Raw genomic sequence first — 26,695 nt, 5'->3', positions numbered from 1 at the left:
ATGGCGATGCATCTGAACGTGACGCCCGACACCACGCTGCGCAGCGCAGCGCTGACGGCGACGCTGGCGCCGGCTGCCGGCGGACGCACCACCAGCCTCAGCTCCCGCGCAACCGCGGGCGAACGAATCGACTGGCTGGTGCCGCTCGACGACGCCGTCCGCGCCGGCGGTTTCGAATCCACCCAGTGGCCCAAGGCCGGCTGCTACCCCCTGGTTCCGTTCTCGAACCGCATCCGCGATGGCCGCATCGCCGGCACGCAGGGCAGGGTGCAGTTGCCGCTTCATCCGGGCGAACGGCACGCGCTGCACGGCGTCAGCCAGCAGCGTCCATGGCACCTCGAGCAGCACGCAGCGGACCGCGCCACCATGACCTATGTCCATGTGCCGGGGGATCACGGCTGGCCCTGGGCTTTCCGGGCCGAGCAGGGTGTGGCGCTCGACGCCGCGGGCATCACGCTGAGCCTGCGGGTCACCAACGACGACCGGGAGCCGATGCCAGGCGGTTGCGGTTTCCATCCCTATTTCCCGGCCCGCTTCGCGCACAGCCTGCAGTTCGATGCGCGCACCGTCTGGCCGGCGGATGCCGAATTCCTCGCGAGCACGCCGGTGCCGAGCGGTCCGGCGGACGACTACGCGTCGGCGAGCGCCTTGCCCGATGTCGAATGCACCCGCTACTACGGCGGGTGGAACGGACAAGCGCGGATGGCGGCGGCCGATGGTCCCGCCATCGAACTGCTGGCCAGCTCCGCGCTGCAGCACCTGGTGCTGCATCGGCCGGGTCCGGGAGCGTACTTCTGCGTGGAACCGGTCTCGCATGTCGCGGACGCCGCCAACCTGGCCGCGGCGCGCGCCGACACTGGCTGGCGGGTGCTCGCGCCCGGCGAGGCGATGACATGCAGCCTGCGCCTGTCCGTCTCTTCCCTGTCGAGGCAGGCCAATGACAACACCCGCGCAACTACAAGAGACCGACGACATGACTGAACCGATAACGCCCCTCAGGACCGCCCTGGACGGCATCTCAGGCATCCTGGTGACGCCCTTCGACGATGCGGACCACATCGCGCCCGATCGCCTGGGCCCCGTCGTCGACCGCGCCATCGAGGCGGGCGTCCATGTGCTGGTGGCCAATGGCAACACCAGCGAATTCTTCGGCCTGACCATGTCGGAGGCCGAGCGCATGGTGCATGCCGCGGCGGAACAAGTCCGTGGCCGCGTGCCCTTGCTGGGTGGCGTGGGGCGCAGCGTCCACGACGCCTGCGCCCTGGCGCGCGCCTCACGCAAGGCAGGTGCCGCTGCCCTGATGGTGCATCAACTGACGGACCCCTTCGTCGCGCCCAGCGGTGTGGTCACGTATGTGCGCCGGGTTGCCGACGCGGCGGACGGCCTGCCTGTCGTGCTTTATCTGCGCGACGACGCCATCGGCCTGCCGGTGATCGAAGCCTTGTGCCGAATCCCGCAGGTCATCGGTGTGAAATGGGCGTCGCCCACGCCCTTGCGCCTGGTGCAGGCTATGGCGCAGGTGGCCGATCGCGGCCTGGCCTGGGTGTGCGGACTGGCCGAGCCCTGGGCCCCGCCGATGTATGCGGTGGGCGCCCGCGGCTTCACCTCGGGGCTGATCAACGTGCGGCCCGACCTGTCCGTGCGCATTCACGCCGCGTTGGCGAAGGGGGATCACCAGCTGGCGATGGAATTGATCGGCGGCATCGCGGCCTTCGAGGAATTGCGCACGCATGAGCGCAACGGCTCGAACGTGAGCGTAGTGAAAGCGGCGCTGCAATACGCCGGGCGAGACTGCGGCGCGGCCCGGCCGCCCAGCACCTGGCCGCTGCCCGAAGCGGACCTGGCGCAGCTCAAGCGGCTGGTCGACGGCTGGCAATAGCATGGAACGCCGCTTCTTCACCGCCGTCCTGTTCGGCCTCATCGCTGCTGCGGGCGGGCCTGTTGCCGCACAGACTTATCCAGCCCACCCGGTGAAGCTGGTCATCCCGGTTCCGCCCGGTGGCAGCGCGGACGTGGTCGGGCGCCTGCTTGCCAATGCGGCGTCGGCGGAGCTGGGGCGGCCCGTCATCGTCGACAACCGTGCCGGCGCCGCCGGCAGCGTGGGAACGGCGTCGGCGCTGAAGGCGCCCCCCGATGGCTACACGCTGGTCCAGTGCAGCATTGGCAGCTGCGCCATCAATGCGAGCCTGTACAAGAACATCGGCTACGACCTGTTCAAGGACGTGGCGCCGGTGATCCTGCTGGGCGCATCGATCAATGTGCTCGTCGTCAACAACGATGCGGACATCCGCAGCGTGAAGGACCTGGTCGACCAGGCCAGGCGCCAGCCCACGGCCTACGCGTCTTCGGGCGTGGGCGCGTCCAACCACCTCGCCGCCGAGTTGCTCAAGAAGATGGCGGGCATCGAGATGACGCATGTGCCATACAAGGGATCGGGGCCTGCCATCACCGACCTCATCGGCGGCCAGGTCCCGGTATTCTTCGACAACGAGCCTTCCATCCTGCCCTTCGTCAAGCAGGGCAAGGTGCGTGCGCTGGCGGTGACGGGCAAGACGCGCTCGGCCAATCTGCCGGACGTTCCGACGATGGAAGAACTGGGTTTTGCCGGCTTCGTCATCGAGCCGTGGTACGCCTTCGCGGCCCCGGCGGGCACGCCTGAGCCGGCGATCCGGCGACTCAACACCGCGTTCAACAACGCGCTGAATCAACCGGCGGTGCGCGACAGGATGGTCGCCATGGGCATTACACCGGCGGGCGGCGCGCCCGACGTGCTCGGTCGCCTGATTCGCAGCGAATACACACGCTGGGCGGAGTTGATCCGTGTGCAAGGCATCAAGGCAGAGTGAGGGCCAGCGGCCACAGGCGCTCAGGAGCTTGACGTTCTCGATCCGAAGAAGGTCGCCTCGAGATGGGCTTGGCAAACGAACACGTCGTGAACAATGCGCGGTCCCCGGCCTTGCCGCACCCTAGGGCCCCGCAGACCGCACCGCTTCCTTCGCAAGATCGATGAACGCGCGCGTCTTCGCGGGAGGTGCGATGTTGCCCGGATACGCCGCGTAGAGAAACATGCGCCCCGACGCCCAGCCGGGAAAGAGGCGAACGAGGCGCCCGGCTTCCACCTCAGCACGCAGGTCTGCCGTACTGGGGAAAAAGGAGATACCTGCGCCTTGGCTCACCAGTTGCAGCACGGCGTCCGTGCTCGCCGCTGATATCGAGCCGCGCAGCTTCACACGCAGCTTGCGGCCGCCGCGCTCGAAATCGATCGACCACGGCGCGGGCAGCAGCGACAGCGCGATCCACTCATGGCCCGCAAGCTCCGCGGGCTTGCGCGGCGTGCCATGCCGGGCAAGGTAGCTGGCCGCCGCGACCGTCCAGAGCCCGAGCTCCTCGAGCACCACCGCGCGAAGGCCGGAATCAGCCATCGGTCCGACGCGGATCGCGAGATCGAAGTGCTCGGCGATCAGGTCGAGCCTGCGGTCCGTGGGCACATAGTCCACGCGCATGGCGGGATAGCGTTCGCTGTAAGTCGCGATCCAGCGGGCCACCATGCCGGCCGATCCCTGGGGGCTGGTGAGCCGCAAGGTCCCCGAAGGTTGCGCGTGCCCGGTGCGTGCCCGCTCCATTGCGGCCTCGGCGCCGGCCAGCAGCTGACGGCAGTCGGAGAGAAATGCTTCCCCAGCTTCGGTGATCGCGAGCTTGCGCGTGGATCGCCGCAGCAGCTGCGTGCCCAACTCCCGCTCGAGCACCGCCACCGCCTGGCTGACTGCGGACTTGGCCGTGTTCAGACGTTCGGCAGCCGCAGTGAAGCTTCCAGCCTCGGCAACTGCAACGAAGGCCGCCAGGCGGGCAAAGGAGATGGCAGGAGCCTTCATGCAATTGTTCTCCAGAACTGGACAATGAATTCTCTCGCAGGCGCTTTCTGAAAACAACCGCGACGCGCACCATGGCACCCATCGCAACATCACCCATGAAGGGAACTGCCATGTACGTGCTCCTCGGCTCCAACGGCAACATCACGTCCAAGGTCGCGGCACTGCTGCTTGGACAAGGGACACCGGTACGCGTCGTCGGTCGCAATGCGGGATCGCTTGCTTCTGTCAAGGCTGCGGGTGCGGATATCGCGGCCGGCGACATCGGCGATGCGGGCTTCCTGGCCCAGGCATTCGCCGGCGCGACGGCCGTCTACACGATGATCCCTACCGACTACGCAGCGCACGACATGGCGGCCGAGCAGGATCGGCTGGGCCATGCAATCACGCGCGCCATCGCTGCGGCTGGCCTGACACGCGTTGTGAATCTGAGCAGCGTCGGCGCGCACCTGGGCTCGGGGACGGGCCCGATTGCGGGGCTGCATCGGCAGGAGCGGCGCCTGGATGAACTCGCCGGTGTGGACGTGCTGCACCTGCGGCCGGGTTACTTCTTCGAGAACCTCCTGATCGCGATAGAGATGATCCGGACCATCGGTGTGTATGCGGACATGACTGCGCCCGATGCACCGCTGCCGATGGTGGCCACCGGGGACATCGCGCGAGTCGTGGCGCGCGAGCTGCGTACGCCTTCAGGCAAGGGCAAGCGCGTGCTCCATCTGCGCGCGCCAGGCCTTTACACGATGAAAGAAGCCACGGCGCTGCTCGGCGCGGCCATCGGCAAGCCGGATCTCGCGTATGTCCAGTCCGAGCCGGAAGAGGGCAGGGCAGCGCTGATGCAGCAGGGCTTCTCTGCGGACGCCGCCGCGCAGCTCGCAGAAATGAGCACGGCCTTCTCCACGGGACGCCTCGATGGCGAGTACGACAAAGGCCCGACCGAGATCACCCCGACGACGCTCGCGGATTTCGCGGCCACGGTTTTCAGGCCTGCTTTCGAGAAGGCCTGAGGGGATTCTTCGCCCGCCGCTGCGAACCGCGTTGCATGATGATCAGCCGGGGAACTGCACCACCGGGCCGCCAGGCTTGGTACCCGGCGGTACAAAAGCGGGCGCCGGGTCACCGCCGCGACCCAGCGAGCGGGTGTAGGCGTAGATGGCCTTCAAGTCCGCGTCGGTCATCGGGCGCACGTTGAACCATGGCATGGGCGGGCGGGGTGTCATGGTGCGCGCATGCTTCACCCACTGCTGCTTGCTCATGTCAGCCATGAGCAAGCGCAGATTGACCGCATACGTAGTGCCCCACGGGCCGGACCAGCCCAGGGCGTCGCCAGTCAACCACAGCTTCTCATCGACCTCACCGTTCTTCGCGGCGTAGCCGGGCGTGTGGCAATCATTGCAGCCCGCGATCATCACCAGGTAGCGGCCGCGCTGAATCTCGTCCTTGTTCGCCTTCTGGCTGCTGCCTGTTTGCGCCCCTGCCAGGGCGGAGGACAGGAGGACGGTCAACACGGCGCTGGTGCGCGCGACGCGGCGAAGCAGGTGAGCCGTCAGAGCGGCATGTGAGTTCATGCGATTCTTCATTGGCTGGCTCCCGGGCTTGGCGTTCATGTCGAAGTAGACATGGCACCACGGTAGCGATCCGTGCCAAGCCGCGCATGGGCGCTTTGTCCCATTTCTTCCTGGGCGCTTTGTCATGGGTAGCGCAACGGCGAATACAGACACAGACGTTCGGTGGCGTGGGCCGCGGGGCGAAAACTGCTGTCCCCATGCGAAGCGCTCATCCACGCGATCTCCGGGAATGTCTGCTATGGAGCGGGAGCGGCGTTGATCGCCAGCTGAGCGGCAAACGCCCGCTGGTAGGCCGGCCGCGCTTCACCGCGCGCGACATAGGCAGCCAGGCTGGGAAACTCCTCCAGCAGGCCGGAGGGCCGAAGCCGCAGCAGCACCGACACCATCAGCAGGTCGCCCGCGCTGAAGCCGCCGTCCAGCCAGTCGGCCTCGCCGAGGCGGGCGGCCAGTTGGTTCAGTCGGGCGCGCACTCGGTCCTCCACGAGAGGCATGCGCTCGGCCTTCCAGGGCTTGTCGCCTTCCGTCAGCTTGACCGTGACGAGTTCGAGGATGGGCGGCTCGATCGTATTGACCGCTGCAAACATCCACGCGATGGCGCGCGCCCTTGCGTTGGCATCGGCCGGGAACAGGCCCGGGCGGCGCTCGGCAATGTGCAGCACGATGGCGCCGGTCTCGAACAGCGCGAGCTCGTCCTCCTCGTAGGTGGGGATCTGGCCGAAGGGATTCAGCGCCAGATGAGCGGCCTCCTTCATCGCGCGGAAGGACACCAGGCGCACCTCGTAGGGCAGGCCGGCTTCCTCCAATGCCCAGCGCACGCGCGTGTCGCGCGCCAGGCCTTTGCCGCCGTCGGGCGAGCGTTCAAAGGCGGTGATGGTGATGGTCATGGTGAGTGTCCAGAAGAGAGTTCATGGCGCGGCAGATGTGGCATTCGCGGTAAATTGTGCTCAAACCATAGGAGACTGCATGCCCGCTGTTCCACGCTTCAACCGGTTCGCCCTGCGAGCCGCTTTGTACTCCTGCCTGGCGATGCTCGCCTTGACGAGCCGGGCCGCCGATTACCCGGCGCCCAAGGAGGGCAGCTGGATCGCCAAGGACTTTCGCTTTCATACCGGCCAGGTCATGCCGGAACTGCGCCTGAACTACGTGACCATTGGCGCGCCCGGTGGCGAGCCGGTGCTGATCCTGCATGGAACGGCCGGCTCGGCGGCAAGCATGCTGACGCCCGCTTTTGCCGGCGAGCTGTTCGGCGTGGGCCAGCCGCTGGATGCCACCCGCTACTACATCATCATTCCCGACGGTCTGGGAACAGGCAAGTCGGCCCGCCCCTCCGATGGCCTGCGCGCCAACTTTCCCCGCTACAACTACGACGACATGGTGGACGCGCAGTACCGGCTCGTCACCGAACACCTCGGCGTCAAGCACCTGCGCGCAATCATCGGCAACTCCATGGGGGGCATGCATGCCTGGATGTGGGGCGTGAAGCACCCTGGCGCCATGGACGCGCTGGTGCCGATGGCGTGCCAGCCCACCGAGATGGCCAGCCGCAACTGGATGATGCGCCGGCTGCTGACCGAGTCCATCCGCAGGGATCCGGAGTGGAACAACGGCAACTACGCCACCCAGCCCCGCAGCGCCCAGCTGGCCTCCGTGTTCTTCGCCACCGCCACCAACGGCGGCAACCTGGCGATGTACAAGGCCGCGCCGACGCGCGCCCAGGCCGACAAGCTGCTGGAGGCGCGACTGGGTGCGCCCTTCACCGCGGATGCAAACGACATCCTCTACCAATGGGAAGCGTCCGCCGACTACAACCCGTCCCCCGGGCTGGAGCGCATTCAGGCTGCCGTGCTCGCCATCAACGCGGCTGACGACGAGCGCAACCCGCCCGAGACCGGCATCATGGAACGTGAAATGAAGCGCGTGAAAAATGGCCGCTACTACCTGATTCCAGCCAGCGACCGGACCACCGGGCACGGAACCACAGGCCAGGCAGCGTGGTGGAAGGCACAGCTTGCGGAGTTGCTGCAAAAAGCGCCACGACAAGGGTTGTAGCCGACGCGCTCCCAGGAAGCATGAACTCCGGCCGGCCCGAAAACCGGCAGGCGCGCCGGCGTTGACGCCGCCATCGGCCGAGGCATAGCATCTGCCTGCGCGGCACTCTTCCATGCGCCCGGCCGTGCGGAGGAATTGCCATGAGCACCACGTCCTCGACCTTCGTCGCCGCCGACGGCGATGGCTATGAACGGCTGATGGGCCGCTGGAGCCGACTCCTCGCGCTGCCTTTTCTCGACTTCGTCGGCACCGCGGACGGCGACCGCATCCTCGATGTCGGCTGCGGCACCGGCCACCTGACTTTCGCCGTGGCCCGGCGCACCGGCGCCGGCGAAATGCGGGGCGTGGACATCGCGCAGCCCTACATCGAACAGGCCCGGCGCCACAACGAGGATGCGCGCATCGTTTTCGAGGTGGCCGACGCCTGCGCGCTGCCGTACCCGGCGCAAAGCTTCGACCGCGTGCTCTCGCTGCTGGTGCTGCACTTCGTGCCGGAGCCGGGCAAGGCCATTGCCGAGATGCGCCGCGTCGCCAGGCCCGGCGCGGTGATCGGCGCGGCGGTGTGGGACGCGCGCGGCGGCTGGATCGCCAACCGCATGTTCTTCGACACTGCCGCCGTGCTCGACCCGGAGGCCGGGGCGCGCCGCGCCCGCAACTACACGCGGCCCCTGACGCGGCCCGGCGAACTGGCGCGGGCCTGGCGCGACGCCGGGTTCAAGGGCGTGGAAGAAACGACGCTCGCCATCCGGATGGAGTTCGCCTCGTTCGCGGATTACTGGGCACCCTTCGAGGGCAAGGACGGTCCCGGCGCGGAGTACGTCGCCACGCTCGACGCGGCCGCGCGCTCACGGCTGCGCGATGCCGTCGAGGCGGCCTATCTCGACGGCGAAGCCGATGGCACTCGCTCCTACGCGGCGCTGGCCTGGGCCGTCAAGGGCACGGCACCGGCGTAGCCGCAGCGGCCGTGTTCACGCGCCGTTGACCGTCTCGTGCACCGCAGGCCGCACGATCTCGATCAGCTCGCAGTGGTCCGGCCAGGCCATGACGGTATGTCGGATGCCGGGCGGCTGCACCCATTGTTGGGCGCCGCCTATTTTCTTGCGACAACTTGTCCAAGAACAATCCGCCCTTCCTGGAGATTTCGCCCTTGGTTTTGTGCCATCGCCTGAAAATCAGCCCCCAGAAGCAGATGGAATCCAAGGGGCGGAAAGCCTTCCTTGCGGATCTTCTCGACCAGGGACACAAACCACGTGCGCGCGGCCTCGGTCGTGTCCATCCAGTCAGAAATCGTGAATCCCGCGTTCTCGAGAAGCCTGCGCAACTCGTCCGGCTGCACGAGGAAGCTCGTATCCGGCGTGCGTGCCCATGGGACGGGAAACAGGACCGGTCCAGAAGGGCCGGCCAACACGTCGTAGATGGCGAGCGTGCCGCCCGGCTTCAGAACCCGGTGCATCTCCTCGTACAGCCGGAGCTTGTCTGGAATGTTCATGGCCACGTGCTCCGTCCAGACGACGTCGAACACGCCGTCGTCGAACGGCAGGTTGGTGGCATCACCCTGGCGATAGTCGACCAGGTCCGCGAGGCCGACCCTGGCAGAGAGCATTGCAGCGGCACGGCAGTATTCGTCCGTGAGGTCAATGCCAGTGACGTGGCAACCGATTTCCCTTGCAAGACAGCGCGAAGTCCCGCCAACACCGCTGCCGACATCGAGCACACGCTTGTTCGCATCGAGACCCGCGGCCCGGGCAAGCTCAAGCGTCGCTGCCCGGCCCCGGATATGAAACTCGTCGACAGGTGCCAGGTCTTCCGGCGTGAGGCGGTCCAGGTCTTTGCCCGCCTTTTCCAGGGCCGCCAGGATGACGCTTCCCACATCCGGGCGGCCGTAATGCGTCTGGATGGCTTCGTTGATCCGATTCGGCATAGAAATCCTCCAGTACCTGTTGGCGTTGTCCAGCGAATGAAAGGGACCTCGCCGTCCCGAACCAGCCGCATGGCGGCGAACGGCGACGAGCGCCACGACGGAGCGGCGAATCTCAAGCCTGCGTCGAGGCTGCCGTGCGGCATCTTGCGCCACTTGACGCCGCGCTGCAACGGCTCGCGCTCACTGCGCCAGGCGGATGTTTGCGTCCTTGCGCATGTTTCAGGTCGAGCACGCGCACACCGGCGAGCGGCGCGCCTTTAGCTGCGCCTGCCATGGGTTCGGGAGAAGAGGTCATGTGGGCTGCAATCTAGGCGGCGCGGGAGCCCGCGGCAATGGCAGCACTGCTCCGCGCGATTGGCGAAAAGCGTCAGGGAGCGCCATCGCGCGGCCTGCCGCCGGCGTATGCTTCGAGACCGAGGAGGGTTCAGATGCTCCCCATGGTCATTGCGCTCATAGCGACCGTCGTCCTGCTCGTCTGGATGGGATTCTTCATGATGGGCTCGCTGCCACTGCTGGTGCTCAAGCACGACACGCCGCTGGATTCGCGCTTCATCCGAGGTCTTTTCAACGTCTACTACGTTGCCGTGGTGCTGACCGCGAGCGCGGCAGCACTCAGCTACGCGTGGGCCGGCAAGCCCGCCTTTGCCCTCGGCATGGCATTCATCGCAGCCTTGGCGTTTGCGCTGCGCCGCTGGATCATCATCCCGCGCATGGACATGCTGCGGCACACGATCCCGGTCGCCGACACTTCGATCTTCAGGTTCCGCCGGCTCCACGTCGCCGGGATGATGCTCAACGTGGCGCAATTGGGCACGGTAGCCTGGGCCTTGACGCGGTTGGGTCTTTGACTGCGCGTGGAGGATTCTCCTGAAGTATGTGCAGGCAAGCCACAAGGCCATCAACCGGGCGAGCTGACGGGCCCCTCATCCGGTTTGCGAAATAGGATCACAAGTCCGGAGATCAGGAAGTACACGGCGCCAACCGTCGCATAGCCGCTGAGCGTCCGGACGACCGGTGTACCGGCGCCTTGCTGTGCGATGAAGAAGCCGCCGGCAAGCGCAGACTGCGCGCCGCTCAGCATCATGGCCCATTGTCCACGATCGCTCTTGCGGCGGCGAATGGCCGTCGCCAGCTGCAGGAGACCTGAAGCAATGGCCCAGATCCCGAAGATGACCAGGACGATCTGGTGCCCGAGCACGAGCGAGCCCGTGACCGCAGCTGCGACGATCGTGCTGATCCAGGCGTTCAACACTTGAGTCGGATTGGCTTTGGTGCCGCCCGCCATCCTGGCGTCCAGCAGGTTCGCCAGCGCGTCCCATGCAGGGTAGACGATCAGCAGGGCGGCCGTCGCGACGGCCGATTGGCCGGCCGTGGCGAAGGCCAGCGCGACCCATGCGAAGGAGAAGGCCGCACGGATGAAGTAGAGCTTGCGCAGCCAGGCGGCCCGCTGAAGATGAGGCTGGATGATGTCGGACATGGATGTGGGGCGAAGGTCGTGGGGATGAGAGCTTTCCGCGCATCGAGCGAGGCGGATGCAACGATTCTTGTCCTGCGCCGCCGGTTGCGGTATCGGTCGGATGACCGACAGGCGCCGGACGAGGACTGTGCGATGCTGTGCGCCCGCCACAGTGATCCCATGCCTGAAGACACGACCATCACCGTTTTTGACGCGGCCCGCGCGCTGGCCTTCATCGGCGATCTGAGCATGGGCCAGCCGATCGACCATTCCCTGCGTACAGCCTGGCTGGCGGGGATGATTTCGAGGGAAGCCGGTTGCAACGCGCCACAGGTCGAGGTCGCGCGGCACGTTGCGCTGCTGCGCTGGTCGGGTTGCACGGCCAATGCGCAGGAGTTCGCGGACTTCCTGGAGGACGACGTGCTCGGTCGGCGAGCCCTTCTGGCGTCCCCGCAGCCGCGGCTGCATCGGCCGCACCGCGCGCCCATCCCTGGGCCAGTGGTTGCCATGGCCCATATTCATTGCGAGATCGCCGGCGACATCGCGGGCATGCTCGGCCTGAGTCCCGATGTGGAAGCGGCGCTGCGCGCCATTTTCGAGGCCTACGACGGCAGCGGCATTCCCGGCGTCCTCCGGGGCAAGGACGTGCCCCTTGCGACTTACGTCGTGGCCCTGGCGAGCGATCTGGAGATCTTCAGCCGCCTCTATGGGCTCGACGAAGCCCTCGCGCTGGCGCGGGGGCGCGCGAACAGCCTCTACCCGGAATTCCTCGTCGAGGCGAGCTCACCGCATGCCCGGGAGTGGATGAAGCTGCTGGATTCTCCCGTCGCGCCGTGGACCGGCGTCGCCGACCAGCCGGCTTCGATGCTTCGGCGCGTCGGGCTGGAACTCGTGGGCGACGTGAGCGACCTCAAGCTTCCCTGGATGACGGGGTACTCGCGCCGCGTGGCGAAGTTGGCGCGCGATTGCGGCACGCAACTGGGAATGAACGAACCGTTGCGCCAACGCATGTACAAGGCCGGCTTGATCCATGGCATCGGGCGCGCAGCGGTTCCCAACGCCATCTGGAACGCGCCCGAACCGTTGCCGGCCTCGTCGATGGAGCGCCTGCGGCTCGTGCCGTACTGGACTTCCCGCGCCGCCGGGCAGATCGACGGCCTTGCGGCCGAGGCAGAGATCGCATCGTTCGCCTTCGAGCGGCGCGATGGCTCCGGCTACTTCCGCGGCCGCTCCGGCATGTCGATGCCGCTCGAAGGACAGATCGTCGCGGCGGCCGAGCAGTGGGTTTCGCATCGCACCCGCCGTCCGTGGCGGCCGGAACTGACCGAGGCACAGTCGCTCGCTCGCATGCACGAGGACGTCGAGGCGGGCCGCTTCGACCAGGAGGTCGTCACCGCGCTGCTCGCCTGTGCCCTGTCGGGAACGCCTGCGAAGCCCGCCGCACCTGCGCCGGGTGACCCGTCGCTTTCCCAGCGCGAACTCGAAGTCCTGCGCTGCATCAGCCGGGGCGACAACACGAAGCAGGTCGCTCGCGCGCTGAGCATCAGCCCGAGCACGGTACGGACCCATGTCGAACGTGTGTTCCGCAAGCTTGGCTGCTCGACCCGCGCGGCCGCAACGCTGAAAGCGTCCGCCAAGGGCCTGCTGTAGCGGGAGACCGGACGGCAGTGCGAGGTCCAAGCGCTGCCTGCAGCAAGGGACTGCACCGCACGCCTTTACTTTCTCGCAAATTGCAGGTGGATCACGTCCGGCGCCACGACCGCTTTCACCATCGCGAGGGCATGCAGGGCTTCGACGCCGTCGAACAGGCGCTCGCCACCGCCGAGCAGCGTCGGAACGAGGTGAAGCTGCATTTCGTCGACCAGGTTGGCTTTCAGGTATTGCTGCGCAGCGAGCGCGCCGCCCGCGGGTGTCGTCGATTTCATTCGCTCGGATCATTTGCGAGACCATACGAAACATATACAATACAGGTATATTTCGTATAGAGGGCAAGCAATGGGCATCGTGAAGATTTCGGACCTGATGCATGAGAACCTGCGGGTGGCGGGGAATGCCCTGAGCAGGTCCATCAATGCACAGGCAGAGCACTGGATGCGGGTCGGGATGCTGACCGAGATGCATCCGGAACTGGACTACCGGGAAATCTGCCAGCTGCTGATACAGGCCGAACTCGCGGGGGGGCTGGACATTGCCGCGGCTGTCACCAGCCAGCCTGGCAAGCCCCGCGGATCCGCGACTGGGAAGCACTAGTGGCGCACGGCGTTCCCATCAGGCCCGCCGAGGAACTCGCGATGGCACGGCGCGCCGGCAGGCTTGCCGCGGAGGTTCTGGACATGGTCGGGCCCCACGTGGTGCCCGGGGTGAGCACGGAGACGCTCGACCGGATCTGCCACGACCATATCGTGAATGTGCAAGGCGCCATTCCCGCCAACGTGGGATATCAGGGATATCCCAAGACCATCCTCACCTCCGTCAACCAGGTGGTCTGCCACGGCATTCCCTCTCCGGCCAAGATCCTGAAGAAGGGCGACATCGTCAACATCGACGTCGCCGTCATCAAGGACGGCTGGTTCGGCGACACCAGCCGCATGTACTTCGTCGGCGCGCCCAGCGTGCTGGCTCGGCGCCTGGTGGAGACGACGTACGAGGCCATGCTGGCCGGAATCCGGCAGGTCAGGCCCGGAGCGACCTTGGGCGATATCGGCCATGCCATCCAGTCGGTCGCTCACCGGGAGCAGTTCAGCGTGGTGCGCGAATACTGCGGCCACGGCATCGGCCGGATCTACCACGACGAACCGAACGTGCTGCACTACGGGCAGCGCGGTGAAGGTCTCAAGCTGGAACCGGGAATGGTCTTCACCATCGAGCCGATGCTCAACGCAGGCAAGCGCGAAACCAGGCAATTGCCCGACGGGTGGACCGTCGTGACCAGGGACCGGTCGCTGTCCGCCCAGTGGGAGCACATGGTGGCCGTCACGTCCGAGGGATATGAAGTGCTGACGGCCTGGCCGGGAGGCACAGGGAGCTACGCGCCGGTTTGACGCCTGGCCGGGCGAGGCTTGACTCGGGACGGTTGCATCGATGCGGGCAGCTCACACGGGCTCTGGCGCCGGCCCCACATAGCGCCCGCGCGGGCGGATCACCTGCGCCGTGCCCAGCTGCTCCAGGCTGTGCGCCAGGAGCCCGACGCTGCGCGCGGTAGCGAACAGGCCAAAGGCCGCATCGGCAGGCAGCCGATGGTGGGCGGCCATGGCGGCCAGCGCGACGTCGATGTTGGGCTGCAAGCCGGTCAGCTTCGCCACCTTTGCGATGAAGCGCGCGATCACCTTGGGAGGCTCGAACAAGGCCAGCAGCGCGGCCGCGCGCGGATCGCCGTCGGGGTAGAGGTGATGGCCGAATCCGGCCAGCGACAGGCCGTTCGAGAGGTGGTGGGCCAGCACCTGGTCGTCCCCCAGCCGCTCCACCTCGCTGAACAATGCGCGGACGCGGCCCGAGGCGTCGCCATGCAAGGGGCCGGAGAGGGTGGTCAATCCGGCCAGCAGGCATGCGGGCAACGAGGCGCCCGTCGAAGCCGCAATGCGCGCGGCAAAGGCCGAACTGGTCAGCTCGTGATCGGCCAGGAGCACCAGGGCCGTTCGCAGCAGATCGGCCACCTTGGCAGGTTGCTTCCATCCTTTCGCAAAGCGCAGATGCAGCGGTTCGTGGCCGGGTGAAGCCCCGAACGCGTTGGCCAGCCGGCCCACCAGGTCCTGGCCCTCGGCATGCAGCACCCGGGTCAGGCGGCCCCCGGTGGAATGGCCGGCGGCCGCCAGGCTGGCCAAGGCGGCGAAGGCCGCGCCTCGCCCCGGCTTGCCGGAACGCAGGGACGCCATGCAGGCGAAATCGACGGCATGCTCGGCGCCCCACAGGAGCTGAGCCGCATCTTCGAGCGTGGCGGTGCGGGCCATGCGCACGGCATCCCGGCCGCGGTAGTACGGCCGCCCGCGGGAGAACGCGCACAGGGCCGTGGGAATGCTGGGCTCCGACCCGAACAGCGTGTTGGCGGCCAGCGTCTCGTGCTTGCGGCCGGCCTGCTTGCGCCTGGCCAGGCCGGCCACGTCCTCGGCGCGGTAGAGCCTGCGCCGCGTGTCGGCCGGGTCGGGCACGACCTCGAGCTTGCCGCGGCTCACGTACGCGTAGATCGTCTGGGGCTGCACACCCAGCAGCTTGCACGCCTCGGTCATTGAAATCCAGGAAGCCATGGGCAGGTCGTCAGAGTCGATTTCTATTGATTATATGTATCAAGATTGACCGTACTATCAATCTATTCATAGCATAGGCCCAGCTCCGTGAAGAGCGTTCCCGAACAGCGATATGAAACCCCAAGTCCTTCAACTCAATCCGATCCTGATTCCCGCGATCAACGACACGCTCGCCTCGCTCTACACCGTGCACAAGCACTTCGAGCTGCCCGATCCGGAGGGCTGGCTGCGCCAGCATGGCGCGTCGGTCGACGCCGTGATCACCGGCGGGCACACGGGCATCTCGCGCGCGATGCTGGAGCAGCTGCCCAGCCTGAAGGTGGTGGCCGTCAATGGCGTGGGCACCGACGCCGTGGACCTGGCGTACTGCCGGGAGCGCGGCCTGCCCGTCACCGCGACGCTGGGTGCGCTCACCGAAGACGTGGCCGACCTGGCCATCGGCCTGCTGATCGCGGCCTGCCGGAACCTGTGTGCCGGCGACCGCTTTGTGCGGGACGGCCAGTGGGAACTTCATCCGCAGCCCAGTGCCATTCCGCTCGCCCGCAGGTTCAGCGGCATGCGCCTCGGCATCGTCGGAATGGGCCGGGTGGGCCGCGCCGTCGCGGTGCGGGCGGCGGCTTTCGGCTGCCCCATCCGCTACACCGACCTGCATGCCATGGACGACGTCGCGTACGGCTTCACACCGCGCCTGGTGGACCTGGCGCGCGAGTCGGACGCGCTGGTGCTGTGCGCCGCCGCGGACCGCGCCGAAGGCATCGTCGATGCGGCCGTGCTCGATGCGCTGGGGCCGCGCGGCTTCCTGGTCAACGTGGCGCGCGGCCGGCTCGTGAACGAAGCCGATCTCACGCAGGCGCTGCTTGACGGCCGCATCGCGGGTGCGGGGCTCGACGTGTTCGTCGACGAGCCGCGCGTGCCGCTGGCGCTGCGCCGGTCCGAGCGCGCGACCTTGCAGGCCCACCGTGCCAGTGCCACCTGGGAGACCCGCACCGCCATGGCCGAGATGGTGCTGGCGAGCGTCGCCCAGGCCCTGGCCGGCGAGCGCCCGGCCATGAGCCTGACCACCTGAGTCCCTGCGCGCGCGGCCAGCGGCCGCACATCAAACCTATAAATGGAGACACCCTTGTTCATTCGACACCTTGCCGTTCCCCTGGCCCTTGCCCTCTGCGCCATCCAAACACCGGGCTTCGCGCAGACTTTTCCTTCGCGCCCCGTCACGCTGGTGGTGCCGTTCCCGCCGGGCGGCGGGACGGACACCGGCGGCCGCGTCATCGCCGAGCAGTTGGGCCGGCGCTGGGGCCAGCCTGTGATCGTGGAGAACAAGGGCGGCGCCGCCGGGCAGATCGGCGCCGACTTCGTCGCCAAGTCCAGGCCGGACGGCTACACGCTGCTGCTGGGCAACATCGGGACGCAGGCGATCAATCCCTTGCTGTATTCCAAGCTGCCCTACGACGCCGACAAGGCCTTTGCGCCGGTCTCCCTGGTGGCCGAGTTGCCGCTGGCGATGATGGTCAATCCGGCGGTCCCCGCGAAGACGGCGGCCGACTTCGTGGCGCTGGCCAGGTCCAGGCCGGGCCAGATGAGCTACAGCAGTTCGGGCGCCGGCGGCGCGCCGCACCTGGCGGCCGAGATGTTCAAGGACCAGACGGGTGCCTTCATCGTGCATGTGCCCTACCGCGGCGGCGGTCCGGCCATCGCCGACCTGCTTGCGGGCCATGTGCAGCTGTCGTTCATGACCGTGCTGGAGGCCTCCGGCCACATCAAGGCGGGCAAACTGCGTGCGCTGGCCGTGACCGGCGACAAGCGCGTGCCGGCGTTTCCCGACGTGCCCACGCTCGCCGAAAGCGTGGCGCCCGGCTTCAACGCGATCTCCTGGATCGGCCTGCTCGCACCGGCGGGCACGCCGCCCGAACTGGTGGAGAAGATCGCCGCCGACCTGCGCGCCGTGCTGGCCGACGAATCGGTCAAGGCGCGCTTCGTGGGGCTGGGCGGCGTGCCGCGCGCCACATCGCCGCAGGAGTTCGCGCGGCTGATCGACGACGACAAGCGCCGCTACGCCCAGATCATCCGAAGCCGCAAGATCACGATCGAGTGAGCGCGGCGCGCGGCCTTTCAAAAGAGACACAGACCCACCCCGAAGAGGAGACATCCATGCAGCTCGCATCCCTGGTCAAGATCCTTGCCGTCTCGGCGTCGCTGGCGGCGATGCCGTTCGCCGCATCGGCCGAGGCGGCTTATCCGGCACGCGCCATCAAGATCATCGTGCCTGCGCCGCCCGGCGGTGCGATCGACACCATCGCCCGCGTCGTCGGCGACAAGCTTGCGGTGTCGATGGGGCAGCCGGTGATCGTCGACAACAGGCCCGGCGCTTCCAACAATCTCGGCACCGACGTTCTTGCCAAGTCGTCGCCCGACGGCTACACGATCGGCATCGTCGGCGGCAGCCACAACATCAACAAGTTCCTGTTCAAGAACCTCGGCTGGGATCCGGAAAAAAGCTTCGAACCCATCGTCTACAGCCACGAGGTTTCACTGGTGTTCGCCATCTATCCGCAGCTTCCGGCCAGGACGCTGCCCGAATTGGTGGCGTGGATGAAGGCCCATCCGGACGAGGCCAAGGTTGCCACCTCCGGCCGCGGCAGCGCGCAGGAAATGGCGGCCGAGATGTTCCGCATGGCCAGCGGCGCGCCGATGCTTCTGGTGCCCTACAAGGGCTCGTCCGCCGCGCACCCGGACCTGCTGGCCGGACGCACCGCGCTCTTCATCGACACCCTCAGTGCCATCCAGCCGCAGGTGAAGGCCGGCAACGTGCGCGCCGTGGCGGTGTCGACGCGCAAGCGGACAAGCTCGCTGCCCGACGTGCCGACTGCGGACGAGCAGGGATTGAAGGGCTACGACGCCAACACGAACGGCGGGTTCCTGGCGCCGGCCGGCACGCCCAAGGCCATCGTCGCCAAGCTGAATGCCGAGATCAACGCGGCGCTCAAGCTGCCGGACGTGCGGACCAGGCTGGAGGCTGCCGGCATCGAGATACAGGGCGGCACGCCGCAGGAATACGCCGCGCTGATCAGGTCCGACCTTGCCAAGTGGGGCAGGGTGGTGAAGGAGGCGGGGATCCAGGCGGAGTGAGGACGGATCGGGATCGCGTGCAATGCGCGATGCCAACGGCGTGCAGCCAACCGGTCCCCGATGAGCTTGCTGGCCGGATTCGATCGGACTAATCTCGGCATCCAAGCCGCCCGCCGGCCGGAGGTGCCCGATCATGCAAACGCCGAATCCCGAAGTGACCGCGGAAGTGTTGCAGGCATTTGCCGATGCGTGGAATCGGCACGATGTGGATGCACTCATGTCGTTCATGACACCCGATTGCATCTTCGAAGCCTCCGCCGGCGCCGAGGCCTGCGGCACCCGATACGCCGGCGGCGCGGCGGTGCGAGCTGCTTTTGCAGAAGTCTGGGCGGTCTTTCCCGATGCCCACTGGGGGAACGCGCGCCATTTCGTCCATGGGGACCGCGGAGTGTCGGAGTGGACGTTCACGGGAACACGCACCGACGGAACCCGCGTCGAAGTCCAAGGCTGCGATCTGTTTACTTTTCGTGCCGGCAAGATTCTTCTGAAGAACTCCTATCGCAAGAACCGTTCGCCGGCTGCGGCCTGATCCTGTGGTTTTCTGCGCCGGGAGAGAGGCGAGCGATTGCTCGAACTGCTCGGTGAGCATGGGCATCGCTTGTCGGGACGAAGTACTCGAGTTTGGTACGCTGCGCCTGCCTGCAGGCCCATCCGAGCCACTTCGTCGCACGATCGGTGCTTGCCGACGGAAGCCTGACCCGAAGCGCAACGCAGTCCTCGACTCGGACGGTTGCCCCTGCATCCCCTACACATCGCAACCAGGAGATTCCCTTGAAAAAAAACATCGGCATGATCGGCATCGGCATGATGGGCCATGGCATTGCCACCAACATCGCCAAACACGGCTACCCGCTGGCCGTGCTCGAGCACGCCGGCAACCAGCCGCTGGACGCGCTCAAGGCCGCCGGCGCGCGCAGCTTCGCGCGGGCGGCCGACCTGGCTGCGCAGTCCGACATCGTCATCCTCGTGCTCACGGGCTCGCCCCAGGTCGAGGCCGTGCTCACGGGCGAAGGCGGCGTGCTGCAGGGCTTGCGCCCGGGCAGCATCGTCATCGACTGCTCCACCGCGATTCCGGCCTCCACGCTGCGCATGGCCCAGGCCGTGCAGGCCGCGGGCAGCCGCTTCCTGGACACGCCGATGACGCGTACGCCCAAGGAAGCGGCCGAAGGCCGGCTCAACCTGCTGGTGGGCGGCGATGCGGCCCTGCTCGAGGAATGCCGCCCGCTGCTGTCGTGCTTTGCCGAGAACATCCTGCACGCGGGCCCGGTGGGCGCGGGCCATGGCATGAAGCTGCTGCACAACTTCGTCTCGCTGGGCACGGTGGCGCTGATCGCCGAGGCGGCCGCCTGCGCCGGCCAGCACGGCGTGGCGCCCGAGATGTTCGTGGAGATCCTGGCCAAGGGCGGCGGCGGCGGCGTGGCGCTGGAGCGGCTGCGGCCCTACCTGACGGCCAAGGACACATCGAGCCTGCGCTTTTCGATCGCCAATGCGAGCAAGGACCTCGGCTACTACAACACCATGGCGGGCGATGCCGGTGCGCACCGCGACATTGCGGCGGCGGTGCTGCAGACGCTGCAGCATGCGCAGGGTCTGGCGCCCGAGGCCCTGGTGCCCGAACTGGCTGACCTGCTGGCCCGGCGCTGAGCGCCGGCGGCCGTCCGCATTTCACGGGCCGCGGTTTCCGGCCTTCGCGTGGAAGTCGGGCGAGCGGGCGACCACCGCGCGGATTTCCTGCATCAGCGCGCGTGCGCCGGGCGAGGGGAACGCGCCGAGGCGCTGGCTCAGGCCGATCTCGCGCCGCGTCTCGTCGAGCCGAAAGTCGCGACCTGCTCGGTCCCTTGCCGCCGGAGGTTCAGATCACCACGGTCTTTTCCGCGGCGCCGGTGGTCGGCTGCGCGCAGCCGGCCGCGGTGCGCGCGCTGCTCGAATTCATGTGCTCGGCCGACAGCGCCGAGGCCAAGCGCCGCCACGGCATGGCGCCGGCCTGAGGCCAGCTCGGCGCCGGCTCAGCCGCGCGCCTGGATCATCTTCCAGCCATTCCCCGACGGATCGCGAAAGCCCGCGTCCACGGTGCCGTAGCGCTCCACCGGCTCCTGCGTGAACTCCACGCCCAGGCCGCGCATCCGCTCATAGGCGGCGCGGCAGTCGTCCACCCGCAGCACCAGCGGCGGCATCGCGCCCTTGGCCACCATAGCGCTCGCCGCCTGCGCCGTGGCCGCGTCGAGCACCGGCGGCCCGGGCCTGAACAGGCCGAGCTGAAACGACGGCTGCTCGGGGTGCTGCACCGTGAGCCAGCGGTAGTCGCCGTTTCCCACGTCGGTGTGGACGCGGAAGCCGAGCTTCTCAACATAGAACGCCAGCGCCTCGTCCTGATCGTGCACGTACAGACCGGCGACTTCAATGCCCTGATTCATGGGATCTCCTGTGGTTGTTCGGGCTCGTTTGTACCGTCTGCCGCGAGGCGCCGCTTCTCCGAAACTGCGGTCGTCAGATGAGGCCGGTGGGCGGCATTGACGATGCAGACGGGCACCCGGCCGAGCTCGCGCGGCGTGGCCTTGCCGCGCGCGCGGATCGCGCTCGGGCTGCTGCCGGTGATGTCGCGGAAGGTGCGCCCGAAGGTGCCCAGGCTCGCCCAGCCCGTCTCGAAGGCGATGTCGGTGATGGGCCGGTCGGTCTCGCGCAGCAGCGCCATCGCGCGCTCGATGCGGCGCGTGAGCAGGTACCGGTGCGGCGGCGTACCGAAGGCCTGCTTGAACGAACGCGCGAAGTGGGCCTCCGACACGCCGCTCACCTGCGCCAGCCGTTCGACCGGCCACTCCTCGTGCGATGCGGCGTCCATCCGGTCTTTGGCGCGCAGCAGCCGCCGCAGCAGCGCGGGATCCTGGTTGATCGAGTTGATGGCCATCGCAAATTATCGGGGACGCGCCGTGCAGCGGCTGGAGGCGCTATCCTGCCGGGGATCGCAACTGGCGTTCGTATCTGTCCAATTCAGGAGACCCAAGATGATCAGCAAGAACACGATTTGCCTCTGGTACGACGGCACCGCCCTCGATGCCGCCAAGTTCTACGCCGAGACCTTCCCCGACAGCGCGGTGGGCGCCGTGCATCGCGCACCCGGCGACTATCCCTCGGGCAAGGAAGGCGATGTGCTGACGGTCGAGTTCACGGTGATGGGCATCCCTTGCCTGGGCCTGAATGGGGGACCGGCGTTCAAGCACAGCGAGGCCTTCTCGTTCCAGGTCGCAACCGACGACCAGGCCGAAACGGACCGCTTGTGGAACGCGGTCATCGGCAACGGCGGGCAGGCAAGCGCATGCGGCTGGTGCAAGGACAAGTGGGGACTGTCGTGGCAGATCACGCCGCGCGCCCTGACGGCCGCGATCACCGATCCCGACCCGGCGGCAGCCAAGCGCGCGTTCGAAGCCATGATGGAAATGACAAAGATCGACATCGCCGCGATCGAAACGGCCCGGCGCGGCTGACGCGTTCGGACCCCAACCCCGGCCTCGGCTTCATGGCGGGCCACAAGCCGCCGAACCATGATCACCCTGCACCACTGCCTCAGCGCACGCTCGTTCCGCCCTCTCTGGATGCTTGAAGAGATCGGGCTTTCCTACGACCTCAGGATGCTGCCCTTTCCGCCGCGCGTGCTGTCGCGGCCGTATCTCGAGGTGAACCCGCTTGGCACCGTGCCGATGCTGTCCGACGGCGCCATGCGAATGACCGAGTCGGCCGCGATCTGCCAGTACCTGGCTGCGCGGTTCTCGGCGGGCCAGCTGGATGTAGGTTGCGACGAGGCTGACTTCGGCCCGTACCTCAACTACCTCCATTTCGGCGAGGCGACCTTGACCTTTCCGCAGACGCTCGTGTTGCGGTATGCGCACTTCGAGCCGGCGCAGCGGAAGCAGCCGCAGGTGGCCGACGACTATGCCAAGTGGTTCCTCGCGCGCCTGCGAACGCTGGAGCCATTGCTCGCCGAGCGCGACTATCTTTGTGCGGGCCGCTTCACTGCGGCGGACGTGTCGGTCGGCTACGCATTGCTGCTGGCCGAGCATCTGGGCCTGGCCGAACGCTTCACACCGGCGGTGGCGGCCTACTGGGAGCGCTTGCAGGCGCGACCGGGCTTCAAGGCGGCCATGGCTGTGCAATCGCGAGCGGCCGAGGCGCAGGGTGTCTCTTCGACCCCTGCGCCCGACATCAGGCCCGACAGGCCTTGACGCGCGGCCCCGGCCCGAAGCGCCTATGCAGCTTCAGCCCCTGGCAGCAGTTGCGGGTTGTAGATCGCCTCCCACAGGTGCCCGTCCGGGTCCATGAAGTAACCGGCGTACCCGCCGTAGAAGGTGTCCGCTGCGGTTTTCACCACCTTGGCACCGGCCCTCGCGGCTTGCTGCATCACGGCGTCCACTTCGGCCTTCGACATGACGTTGTGCCCGAGCGTGAATTCGAGGGACCCGCCCGCGCGCAGCGGAAGGCCGGCATCGGCCGCGATGCTCGAGCGCGGCCACACGGCCAGCTTGAGCCCGTCCTGCAGCTCGAAGAAGGCGACGGCGCCATGCTCGAACTCCCTGCCCACGATGCCCTTGGTCGGCAGGCCGAGTCCGTCGCGATAGAAGGCGACGGCTCTCTCCAGGTCCTCGACGCCGAGGGTGATGACGGTGATTCTTGGTTGCATGGAGGTCTCCGAAGAAAAGGCGATGTGGCCCGGATCAGGCTGCATGCCCGAGTTCTGCGCGAAATGCGCGCAGTGCCTCGCAGGTTGCGGCGGGCGCCTCAATGGGAAGGAACTCGCCGCTGCCGCTGATGAGCTGCGATCGAAGATTCGCGGCGCCGGCCTTGCGCAGGCCGTCGGCATAGTCGTCGATGTCGCGGCCGCCGGCGTCGCCGCGCAGGTACAGGATGGGCGTGTCGATGCGAACGGGGCTCGCATTGCGTTGCGCGGCGCTCTCGAGTGCCCGGTACCAGTCGAAGCCGGCCTTCAACGCTTCGGGCCGCTGGTAGGCGCGCGTCCAGTCGTTCCGGATCTCGTTCGTCAGCGCATGCTTGTCGCCCGCGAGCAGGTCGTAGAAGTAGTCGAAATAGGCGCGTTCGCGTCCGCTCACCAGCAGTTCGGGCAGCTGCGGTATCGCATGGAACGCGAAGTGCCAGATGCGCGGCTCGGCGATGAGCCTCGACCACGGCGCAACGCCCGGGATGACGGTGTTCATGACCACCGCGCCGGCAATGCGTGCGCCATGCTCGCGGGCCGCCGCAAAGGCGAGCATGCCGCCGATGTCCACGCCCGCGAACACGATCGAATGCGCACCCAGCGATTCGGCCGCGCGGAGCAGGAGGCCGGCGAGCACATGCAGTTCGCACGGCGATGCGGCTGGCGGCATGCCAAGCGATCCGCCGATGCCGGGCAGGTCGAAGGCAATGGCGTGGGCATCACTTCCCAGTTCGTCCAGCACCGGGTCGTAGATCGACTTCGATTGCGGCCAGCCGTGCAGCAGCACGAGCCACGGCGAGCGCGGGTCGCCGGCACAGCGGTAGGAAAGGGTCAAGCCATCGATCGAAAGCGTGGATTCGCGGGCCATGGGTGCGTGCTCCTTCGAGAAGCACCGTATCCCTCGCGAAGCCCGTGCTGATCAGCCTCGTCCGCAGCCGGATGTAGGCCGTTTACTTACTCGCCTGCGGCCTCGCTGCGCAACCGTTCCAGGATCAGGGTGGCCGCCTCGCTCGCGCTGACGAATGCCGAATCGATGACGAGGCGACTTGTGGTCCAGGCCGCGTATTCATGGCGCGCGACCGCCTCCCAGGTCGGCGGAACGTGGCCCGGAATGTCGGCCTTCCGGCCCTCCACGCGCCTGCGGTGCGCTGCGGGGTCGGAACACACGATCTCGAGCTCGAGCAAGCCCGAGGATGTGTCGGCTGCCACCGCACGCCATGCTTCGCGGGTGACCGGGAGCGGATTGACGCAATCAGCGATCACCGACATGCCAAGCGCGAGATTGGACCGGGCAAGCTCGCAGGCAACAGCGTAGCCGGCGGGGCCCGGTTCATCGAGCGCCCTCGATCGGATGAGCGCTTGCTCGATGGTGTCGATGCGCAGATAGGCGCAGGGGAAGCCGGCAGCGAGTTCGCGCGCAATGGTGGTCTTGCCGGTGCCGGGCAATCCGCCGAGAACAATCAGCATCGGTTTCGCCATGCGCGTGATTCCTCGGCTCAAGGCGCCGTCCGCAGTTGTTGCTCCCGCGGCCGTTCCATCGCGGCCGACGAGGGGCTGAAGCCCAGCCTGGCAAAGAACTCGGCGGCACCCGGCCGGCCGGCCCGCAGCACCCATGTGATGCCCTTCTCCGAACCCAGGATGTGCCGGACCAGCGCTTGCCCGATGCCCTGCCGGCGCAACGGCTCGGCGACCACCACCATCGACAGGTAGCCGTTGGAGATGCCATCGCCGATGGCGCGCGCAAAGCCGACGATCTCGCCGTCCGCCGACAACGCGACCACCGCCTGCCGCGATGCCGAGATCAGCCGGCCGAGGTGTGCGGCATCGGCGATCCGGTGCGCCCATCCGCTGGCGGAAAGAAGGCGATGGACCGCATCGGCATCGGAAGCCGCAGCAGCGCGAATCTGCATATCCGCTCCTCGGGAATTGAATGGCATCGAGGGCGACTGTAGCCGCTCGCGCGGCTGCGATCAGTCCCGGTCTTCGCGATAGTGGCGGTAGTGCTCGCGGCGCTCCCATTCGCGGCGGCGCCATTCACGGCGCGCTGCGCGCCGTTCTTCCCAGCTCGGTCCCGGCTCGTAGTAGACGGGTGCCGGTGCAACGTAGGCGGGCGGCTGGTAGCGCACCGGCGGCGCCGGCTCGTAGTAGACGGGGGCCGGCCGCGAGTACACGGGCGCGGGCTCGTAGTACACCGGTGCCGGTTCGCTCACCACCACGCCGGGCACCGACACGCCGATGGACCAGCTGGTGCCCGCGCTTGCAGCAGCCACGCCGAAAAGAGCGCCTGCGGCAATGGTGCCCGAGAGAGCCAGCTTGAGAACGGTTCGAGGAAAGGTCATCTCGTCTCCAAAGATATGGGATTGCTCCCGATGCCTCTTCCAACGTTCGGCCGCGCAAGATCGCACACATCGCTTCGGTGAAGAACATTTCAAGATGTCACGCGAAAACCCCAGGAAGCCGCATGGCAGACTCTGCCCCTGCCGCCAATCCTTCTTTTTTGCCGGCATTGCCGTGCCGAAAGATCTTCCATGCTTGAACTGCTGACGGATCCCCAGGTCTGGATCGCCTTTGCGACCCTGACCGCGCTCGAGCTCGTGCTGGGCATCGACAACATCATCTTCATCTCGATCCTGGTCGACAAGCTGCCGCCCGAAAGGCGCGAATTCGCGCGCCGGACCGGCCTGTTCATGGCCATGTTCATGCGCATCGGCCTGCTGCTGGTGCTCGCGTGGATCGTGGGTCTGGTCGCTCCGCTTTTCTCGGTGCTCGGCAAGGACATCTCGGGGCGCGACCTGATCCTGATCCTGGGCGGGCTGTTCCTGATCTGGAAGAGCACCAGCGAGGTCCACCAGTCGCTGGAGGGCGGCCACGAGCAGAAGTCCAGCGCCGTCAAGGCCACCTTCGCCGGTGTCATCCTGCAGATCATGGTCATCGACCTGGTGTTCTCGCTGGATTCGATCATCACGGCGGTCGGCATGGTGGACGACGTGCGGGTCATGATCGCCGCGGTGATCGTGTCGGTGTTCCTCATGATGCTGTTTGCCGGCCCGATCGGCCGCTTCGTCTCGAACCATCCCACCATCAAGATGCTGGCGCTGGCCTTCCTGGTGGTGGTGGGCGTGGTGCTGGTGGCAGAGGGCTTCGGACATCACGTGCCCAAGGGCTACGTGTACTTCGCGATGGCCTTCTCGCTGGCCGTCGAGATGCTCAACATCCGGCTGCGCAAGAAGGCGCCCAAGCCCGTGGAGCTGAACCCGCCCCATATTCCGGGCGACTGACGCCGCTCGGCGCCTCAGCCCGGAATGTTCGGCTCGACCAGCTGGGCCAGCGCGACCAGCGACTCCTGCCAGCCCAGGTAGCACATCTCCACGGGGATCAGGTCGGGGATGCCTTCCTGCACGACGGACATGTCGGTGCCGCAGGACACGGCCGCGAGCGTCACGGTGGTCTTCATGGTGCCCGGCAGGTTGGGATCGTCGAAGCTCGCGTCGTAGGCGATGCGCTGGCCGGGAACGAGTTCCAGGTACTTGCCGCCGAACGAGTGGCTGTGGCCGCTGCCAAAGGCGGTGAAGGACATGCGCCAGGCGCCCCCGACCACCGGGTCCATGCTGTGGACCTTGCCGGTGAATCCGAAAGGCGGCAGCCAGCGCTCGAAGGCGCTGGGCTCGACGAAGGCGCGGTAGAGCCGCTCGGGCGGGGCGCGCAGTACGCGGTGCAGGCGGACGGTATTGGTAGCCATGGCTGTGTTCTCCTGAAATGCGGA

Annotated in this window: 34 protein-coding genes; 19 read left to right on the top strand and 15 right to left on the bottom strand. The window is 67.3% G+C overall.

Annotated features, from left to right (window positions below):
- Genes FB547_RS25010 through FB547_RS25000 form a run of 3 tightly spaced genes read left to right on the top strand, consistent with a single transcriptional unit; the run spans position 1 to position 2,846 of the window.
- Entirely contained in the window at positions 1-981 is a 981-nt protein-coding gene (locus FB547_RS25010) for an aldose 1-epimerase (RefSeq protein ID WP_145746351.1), read from the top strand.
- Entirely contained in the window at positions 974-1,879 is a 906-nt protein-coding gene (locus FB547_RS25005; protein WP_145746350.1) for a dihydrodipicolinate synthase family protein, read from the top strand. Before FB547_RS25010 ends, FB547_RS25005 begins: the two co-directional genes overlap by 8 nt.
- Position 1,880: 1 nt before the next feature.
- Positions 1,881-2,846, top strand: coding sequence for a Bug family tripartite tricarboxylate transporter substrate binding protein (locus tag FB547_RS25000; protein WP_145746349.1), 966 nt, complete (start codon positions 1,881-1,883; stop codon positions 2,844-2,846).
- A gap of 120 nt (positions 2,847-2,966) precedes the next feature.
- On the opposite strand, the gene FB547_RS24995 is transcribed toward FB547_RS25000, so the two are convergent.
- Complete coding sequence (locus FB547_RS24995) at positions 2,967-3,872, bottom strand: LysR family transcriptional regulator (RefSeq protein WP_186454243.1); 906 nt, start codon at positions 3,870-3,872, stop codon at positions 2,967-2,969.
- A gap of 110 nt (positions 3,873-3,982) precedes the next feature.
- Between FB547_RS24995 and FB547_RS24990 the strand changes: the two genes are divergently transcribed.
- Positions 3,983-4,873, top strand: a complete 891-nt coding sequence (locus FB547_RS24990) for an NmrA family NAD(P)-binding protein (protein WP_186454242.1) — start codon at positions 3,983-3,985, stop codon at positions 4,871-4,873.
- A 42-nt stretch (positions 4,874-4,915) separates the two neighbouring features.
- Here FB547_RS24990 and FB547_RS24985 read toward each other — a convergent pair whose 3' ends face one another.
- On the bottom strand, positions 4,916-5,446 hold the full coding sequence (locus FB547_RS24985; RefSeq protein ID WP_225613152.1) for a cytochrome c: 531 nt from the start codon (positions 5,444-5,446) through the stop codon (positions 4,916-4,918).
- A gap of 224 nt (positions 5,447-5,670) precedes the next feature.
- Positions 5,671-6,318, bottom strand: coding sequence for a glutathione S-transferase family protein (locus FB547_RS24980; RefSeq protein WP_145746346.1), 648 nt, complete (start codon positions 6,316-6,318; stop codon positions 5,671-5,673).
- Positions 6,319-6,397: 79 nt separating this feature from the next.
- On the opposite strand from FB547_RS24980, the gene FB547_RS24975 reads away from it, so the two are divergent.
- Together FB547_RS24975 and FB547_RS24970 are read left to right on the top strand one after the other, a co-directional pair.
- A complete protein-coding gene (locus FB547_RS24975) occupies positions 6,398-7,483 on the top strand; it encodes an alpha/beta fold hydrolase (protein WP_145746345.1) in 1,086 nt (361 codons plus the stop codon).
- A gap of 140 nt (positions 7,484-7,623) precedes the next feature.
- Complete coding sequence (locus FB547_RS24970; protein WP_145746344.1) at positions 7,624-8,436, top strand: class I SAM-dependent methyltransferase; 813 nt, start codon at positions 7,624-7,626, stop codon at positions 8,434-8,436.
- Positions 8,437-8,573: 137 nt separating this feature from the next.
- On the opposite strand, the gene FB547_RS24965 is transcribed toward FB547_RS24970, so the two are convergent.
- The gene (locus FB547_RS24965) at positions 8,574-9,404 is read right to left on the bottom strand and encodes a class I SAM-dependent methyltransferase (RefSeq protein ID WP_145746343.1); all 831 of its coding nucleotides are present in this window, start codon (positions 9,402-9,404) and stop codon (positions 8,574-8,576) included.
- 428 nt (positions 9,405-9,832) lie between these two features.
- On the opposite strand from FB547_RS24965, the gene FB547_RS24955 reads away from it, so the two are divergent.
- Complete coding sequence (locus FB547_RS24955; RefSeq protein WP_145746341.1) at positions 9,833-10,252, top strand: hypothetical protein; 420 nt, start codon at positions 9,833-9,835, stop codon at positions 10,250-10,252.
- Positions 10,253-10,302: 50 nt separating this feature from the next.
- Here the strand turns inward: FB547_RS24955 and FB547_RS24950 are convergent, their stop codons facing one another.
- Positions 10,303-10,881 (bottom strand): DUF308 domain-containing protein, encoded by a 579-nt coding sequence (locus tag FB547_RS24950; protein WP_145746340.1) that lies wholly within the window; start codon positions 10,879-10,881, stop codon positions 10,303-10,305.
- A gap of 159 nt (positions 10,882-11,040) precedes the next feature.
- On the opposite strand from FB547_RS24950, the gene FB547_RS24945 reads away from it, so the two are divergent.
- Complete coding sequence (locus FB547_RS24945) at positions 11,041-12,510, top strand: HD domain-containing phosphohydrolase (RefSeq protein WP_145746339.1); 1,470 nt, start codon at positions 11,041-11,043, stop codon at positions 12,508-12,510.
- A gap of 65 nt (positions 12,511-12,575) precedes the next feature.
- Here the strand turns inward: FB547_RS24945 and FB547_RS24940 are convergent, their stop codons facing one another.
- Entirely contained in the window at positions 12,576-12,785 is a 210-nt protein-coding gene (locus FB547_RS24940) for a dihydrofolate reductase family protein (RefSeq protein ID WP_145746338.1), read from the bottom strand.
- Positions 12,786-12,855: 70 nt separating this feature from the next.
- Between FB547_RS24940 and FB547_RS24935 the strand changes: the two genes are divergently transcribed.
- Together FB547_RS24935 and map are read left to right on the top strand one after the other, a co-directional pair.
- Positions 12,856-13,110 (top strand): ParD-like family protein, encoded by a 255-nt coding sequence (locus tag FB547_RS24935; RefSeq protein ID WP_125965980.1) that lies wholly within the window; start codon positions 12,856-12,858, stop codon positions 13,108-13,110.
- On the top strand, positions 13,110-13,901 hold the full coding sequence (gene map / locus FB547_RS24930; RefSeq protein WP_145746337.1) for a type I methionyl aminopeptidase: 792 nt from the start codon (positions 13,110-13,112) through the stop codon (positions 13,899-13,901). The genes FB547_RS24935 and map overlap by 1 nt, the downstream gene beginning before the upstream one ends.
- Positions 13,902-13,952: 51 nt before the next feature.
- Here the strand turns inward: map and FB547_RS24925 are convergent, their stop codons facing one another.
- Complete coding sequence (locus FB547_RS24925) at positions 13,953-15,101, bottom strand: citrate/2-methylcitrate synthase (RefSeq protein ID WP_145746336.1); 1,149 nt, start codon at positions 15,099-15,101, stop codon at positions 13,953-13,955.
- A gap of 112 nt (positions 15,102-15,213) precedes the next feature.
- Between FB547_RS24925 and FB547_RS24920 the strand changes: the two genes are divergently transcribed.
- From FB547_RS24920 to FB547_RS24890, 6 genes are all read left to right on the top strand, one after another.
- Positions 15,214-16,167 carry a 2-hydroxyacid dehydrogenase gene (locus tag FB547_RS24920; RefSeq protein ID WP_145746335.1) on the top strand — a complete coding sequence of 318 codons (954 nt, stop codon included), beginning with the start codon at positions 15,214-15,216 and terminating at the stop codon, positions 16,165-16,167.
- Positions 16,168-16,209: 42 nt separating this feature from the next.
- Positions 16,210-17,193, top strand: a complete 984-nt coding sequence (locus FB547_RS24915; RefSeq protein WP_145746334.1) for a Bug family tripartite tricarboxylate transporter substrate binding protein — start codon at positions 16,210-16,212, stop codon at positions 17,191-17,193.
- A gap of 56 nt (positions 17,194-17,249) precedes the next feature.
- Positions 17,250-18,227, top strand: coding sequence for a Bug family tripartite tricarboxylate transporter substrate binding protein (locus FB547_RS24910; RefSeq protein WP_145746333.1), 978 nt, complete (start codon positions 17,250-17,252; stop codon positions 18,225-18,227).
- A 133-nt stretch (positions 18,228-18,360) separates the two neighbouring features.
- Positions 18,361-18,756, top strand: a complete 396-nt coding sequence (locus FB547_RS24905; protein WP_145746332.1) for a nuclear transport factor 2 family protein — start codon at positions 18,361-18,363, stop codon at positions 18,754-18,756.
- A 242-nt stretch (positions 18,757-18,998) separates the two neighbouring features.
- The gene (locus FB547_RS24900; RefSeq protein ID WP_145746331.1) at positions 18,999-19,871 is read left to right on the top strand and encodes an NAD(P)-dependent oxidoreductase; all 873 of its coding nucleotides are present in this window, start codon (positions 18,999-19,001) and stop codon (positions 19,869-19,871) included.
- A gap of 194 nt (positions 19,872-20,065) precedes the next feature.
- Positions 20,066-20,215, top strand: a complete 150-nt coding sequence (locus FB547_RS24890) for a substrate-binding domain-containing protein (RefSeq protein ID WP_261380379.1) — start codon at positions 20,066-20,068, stop codon at positions 20,213-20,215.
- An 18-nt stretch (positions 20,216-20,233) separates the two neighbouring features.
- Here the strand turns inward: FB547_RS24890 and FB547_RS24885 are convergent, their stop codons facing one another.
- A complete protein-coding gene (locus tag FB547_RS24885; protein ID WP_145746330.1) occupies positions 20,234-20,641 on the bottom strand; it encodes a VOC family protein in 408 nt (135 codons plus the stop codon).
- Entirely contained in the window at positions 20,638-21,132 is a 495-nt protein-coding gene (locus FB547_RS24880) for a helix-turn-helix transcriptional regulator (RefSeq protein WP_145746329.1), read from the bottom strand. The genes FB547_RS24885 and FB547_RS24880 overlap by 4 nt, the downstream gene beginning before the upstream one ends.
- A 97-nt stretch (positions 21,133-21,229) precedes the next feature.
- Here FB547_RS24880 and FB547_RS24875 point away from each other — a divergent pair, with 97 nt between their 5' ends.
- Together FB547_RS24875 and FB547_RS24870 are read left to right on the top strand one after the other, a co-directional pair.
- Positions 21,230-21,709, top strand: coding sequence for a VOC family protein (locus FB547_RS24875; RefSeq protein WP_145746328.1), 480 nt, complete (start codon positions 21,230-21,232; stop codon positions 21,707-21,709).
- A 57-nt stretch (positions 21,710-21,766) separates the two neighbouring features.
- Positions 21,767-22,444, top strand: a complete 678-nt coding sequence (locus FB547_RS24870; RefSeq protein WP_145746327.1) for a glutathione S-transferase family protein — start codon at positions 21,767-21,769, stop codon at positions 22,442-22,444.
- Positions 22,445-22,467: 23 nt separating this feature from the next.
- On the opposite strand, the gene FB547_RS24865 is transcribed toward FB547_RS24870, so the two are convergent.
- The 5 genes from FB547_RS24865 to FB547_RS24845 all read right to left on the bottom strand — a co-directional run bounded on the left by FB547_RS24865 (position 22,468) and on the right by FB547_RS24845 (position 25,271).
- Positions 22,468-22,899 carry a VOC family protein gene (locus tag FB547_RS24865; protein WP_145746326.1) on the bottom strand — a complete coding sequence of 144 codons (432 nt, stop codon included), beginning with the start codon at positions 22,897-22,899 and terminating at the stop codon, positions 22,468-22,470.
- A 34-nt stretch (positions 22,900-22,933) separates the two neighbouring features.
- The gene (locus tag FB547_RS24860; protein ID WP_145746325.1) at positions 22,934-23,800 is read right to left on the bottom strand and encodes an alpha/beta fold hydrolase; all 867 of its coding nucleotides are present in this window, start codon (positions 23,798-23,800) and stop codon (positions 22,934-22,936) included.
- An 86-nt stretch (positions 23,801-23,886) separates the two neighbouring features.
- The gene (locus tag FB547_RS24855) at positions 23,887-24,399 is read right to left on the bottom strand and encodes an AAA family ATPase (protein ID WP_145746504.1); all 513 of its coding nucleotides are present in this window, start codon (positions 24,397-24,399) and stop codon (positions 23,887-23,889) included.
- Positions 24,400-24,428: 29 nt separating this feature from the next.
- A complete protein-coding gene (locus FB547_RS24850) occupies positions 24,429-24,842 on the bottom strand; it encodes a GNAT family N-acetyltransferase (protein ID WP_145746324.1) in 414 nt (137 codons plus the stop codon).
- Positions 24,843-24,902: 60 nt separating this feature from the next.
- Positions 24,903-25,271, bottom strand: a complete 369-nt coding sequence (locus FB547_RS24845; protein ID WP_145746323.1) for a hypothetical protein — start codon at positions 25,269-25,271, stop codon at positions 24,903-24,905.
- A gap of 189 nt (positions 25,272-25,460) precedes the next feature.
- On the opposite strand from FB547_RS24845, the gene FB547_RS24840 reads away from it, so the two are divergent.
- Positions 25,461-26,210: a TerC family protein gene (locus tag FB547_RS24840; protein WP_145746322.1), complete on the top strand. Its 750-nt coding sequence runs from the start codon at positions 25,461-25,463 to the stop codon at positions 26,208-26,210.
- A 14-nt stretch (positions 26,211-26,224) separates the two neighbouring features.
- Here the strand turns inward: FB547_RS24840 and FB547_RS24835 are convergent, their stop codons facing one another.
- Positions 26,225-26,671: an SRPBCC family protein gene (locus FB547_RS24835; protein WP_145746321.1), complete on the bottom strand. Its 447-nt coding sequence runs from the start codon at positions 26,669-26,671 to the stop codon at positions 26,225-26,227.
- Positions 26,672-26,695 lie beyond the last annotated feature (24 nt).

The organism is Variovorax beijingensis, assembly GCF_007828835.1.
Lineage (GTDB): Bacteria > Pseudomonadota > Gammaproteobacteria > Burkholderiales > Burkholderiaceae_C > Variovorax > Variovorax beijingensis_A.
Note: the sequence above shows the minus strand (reverse complement) of the source record. Positions and strands in the feature narration are given on the sequence as shown.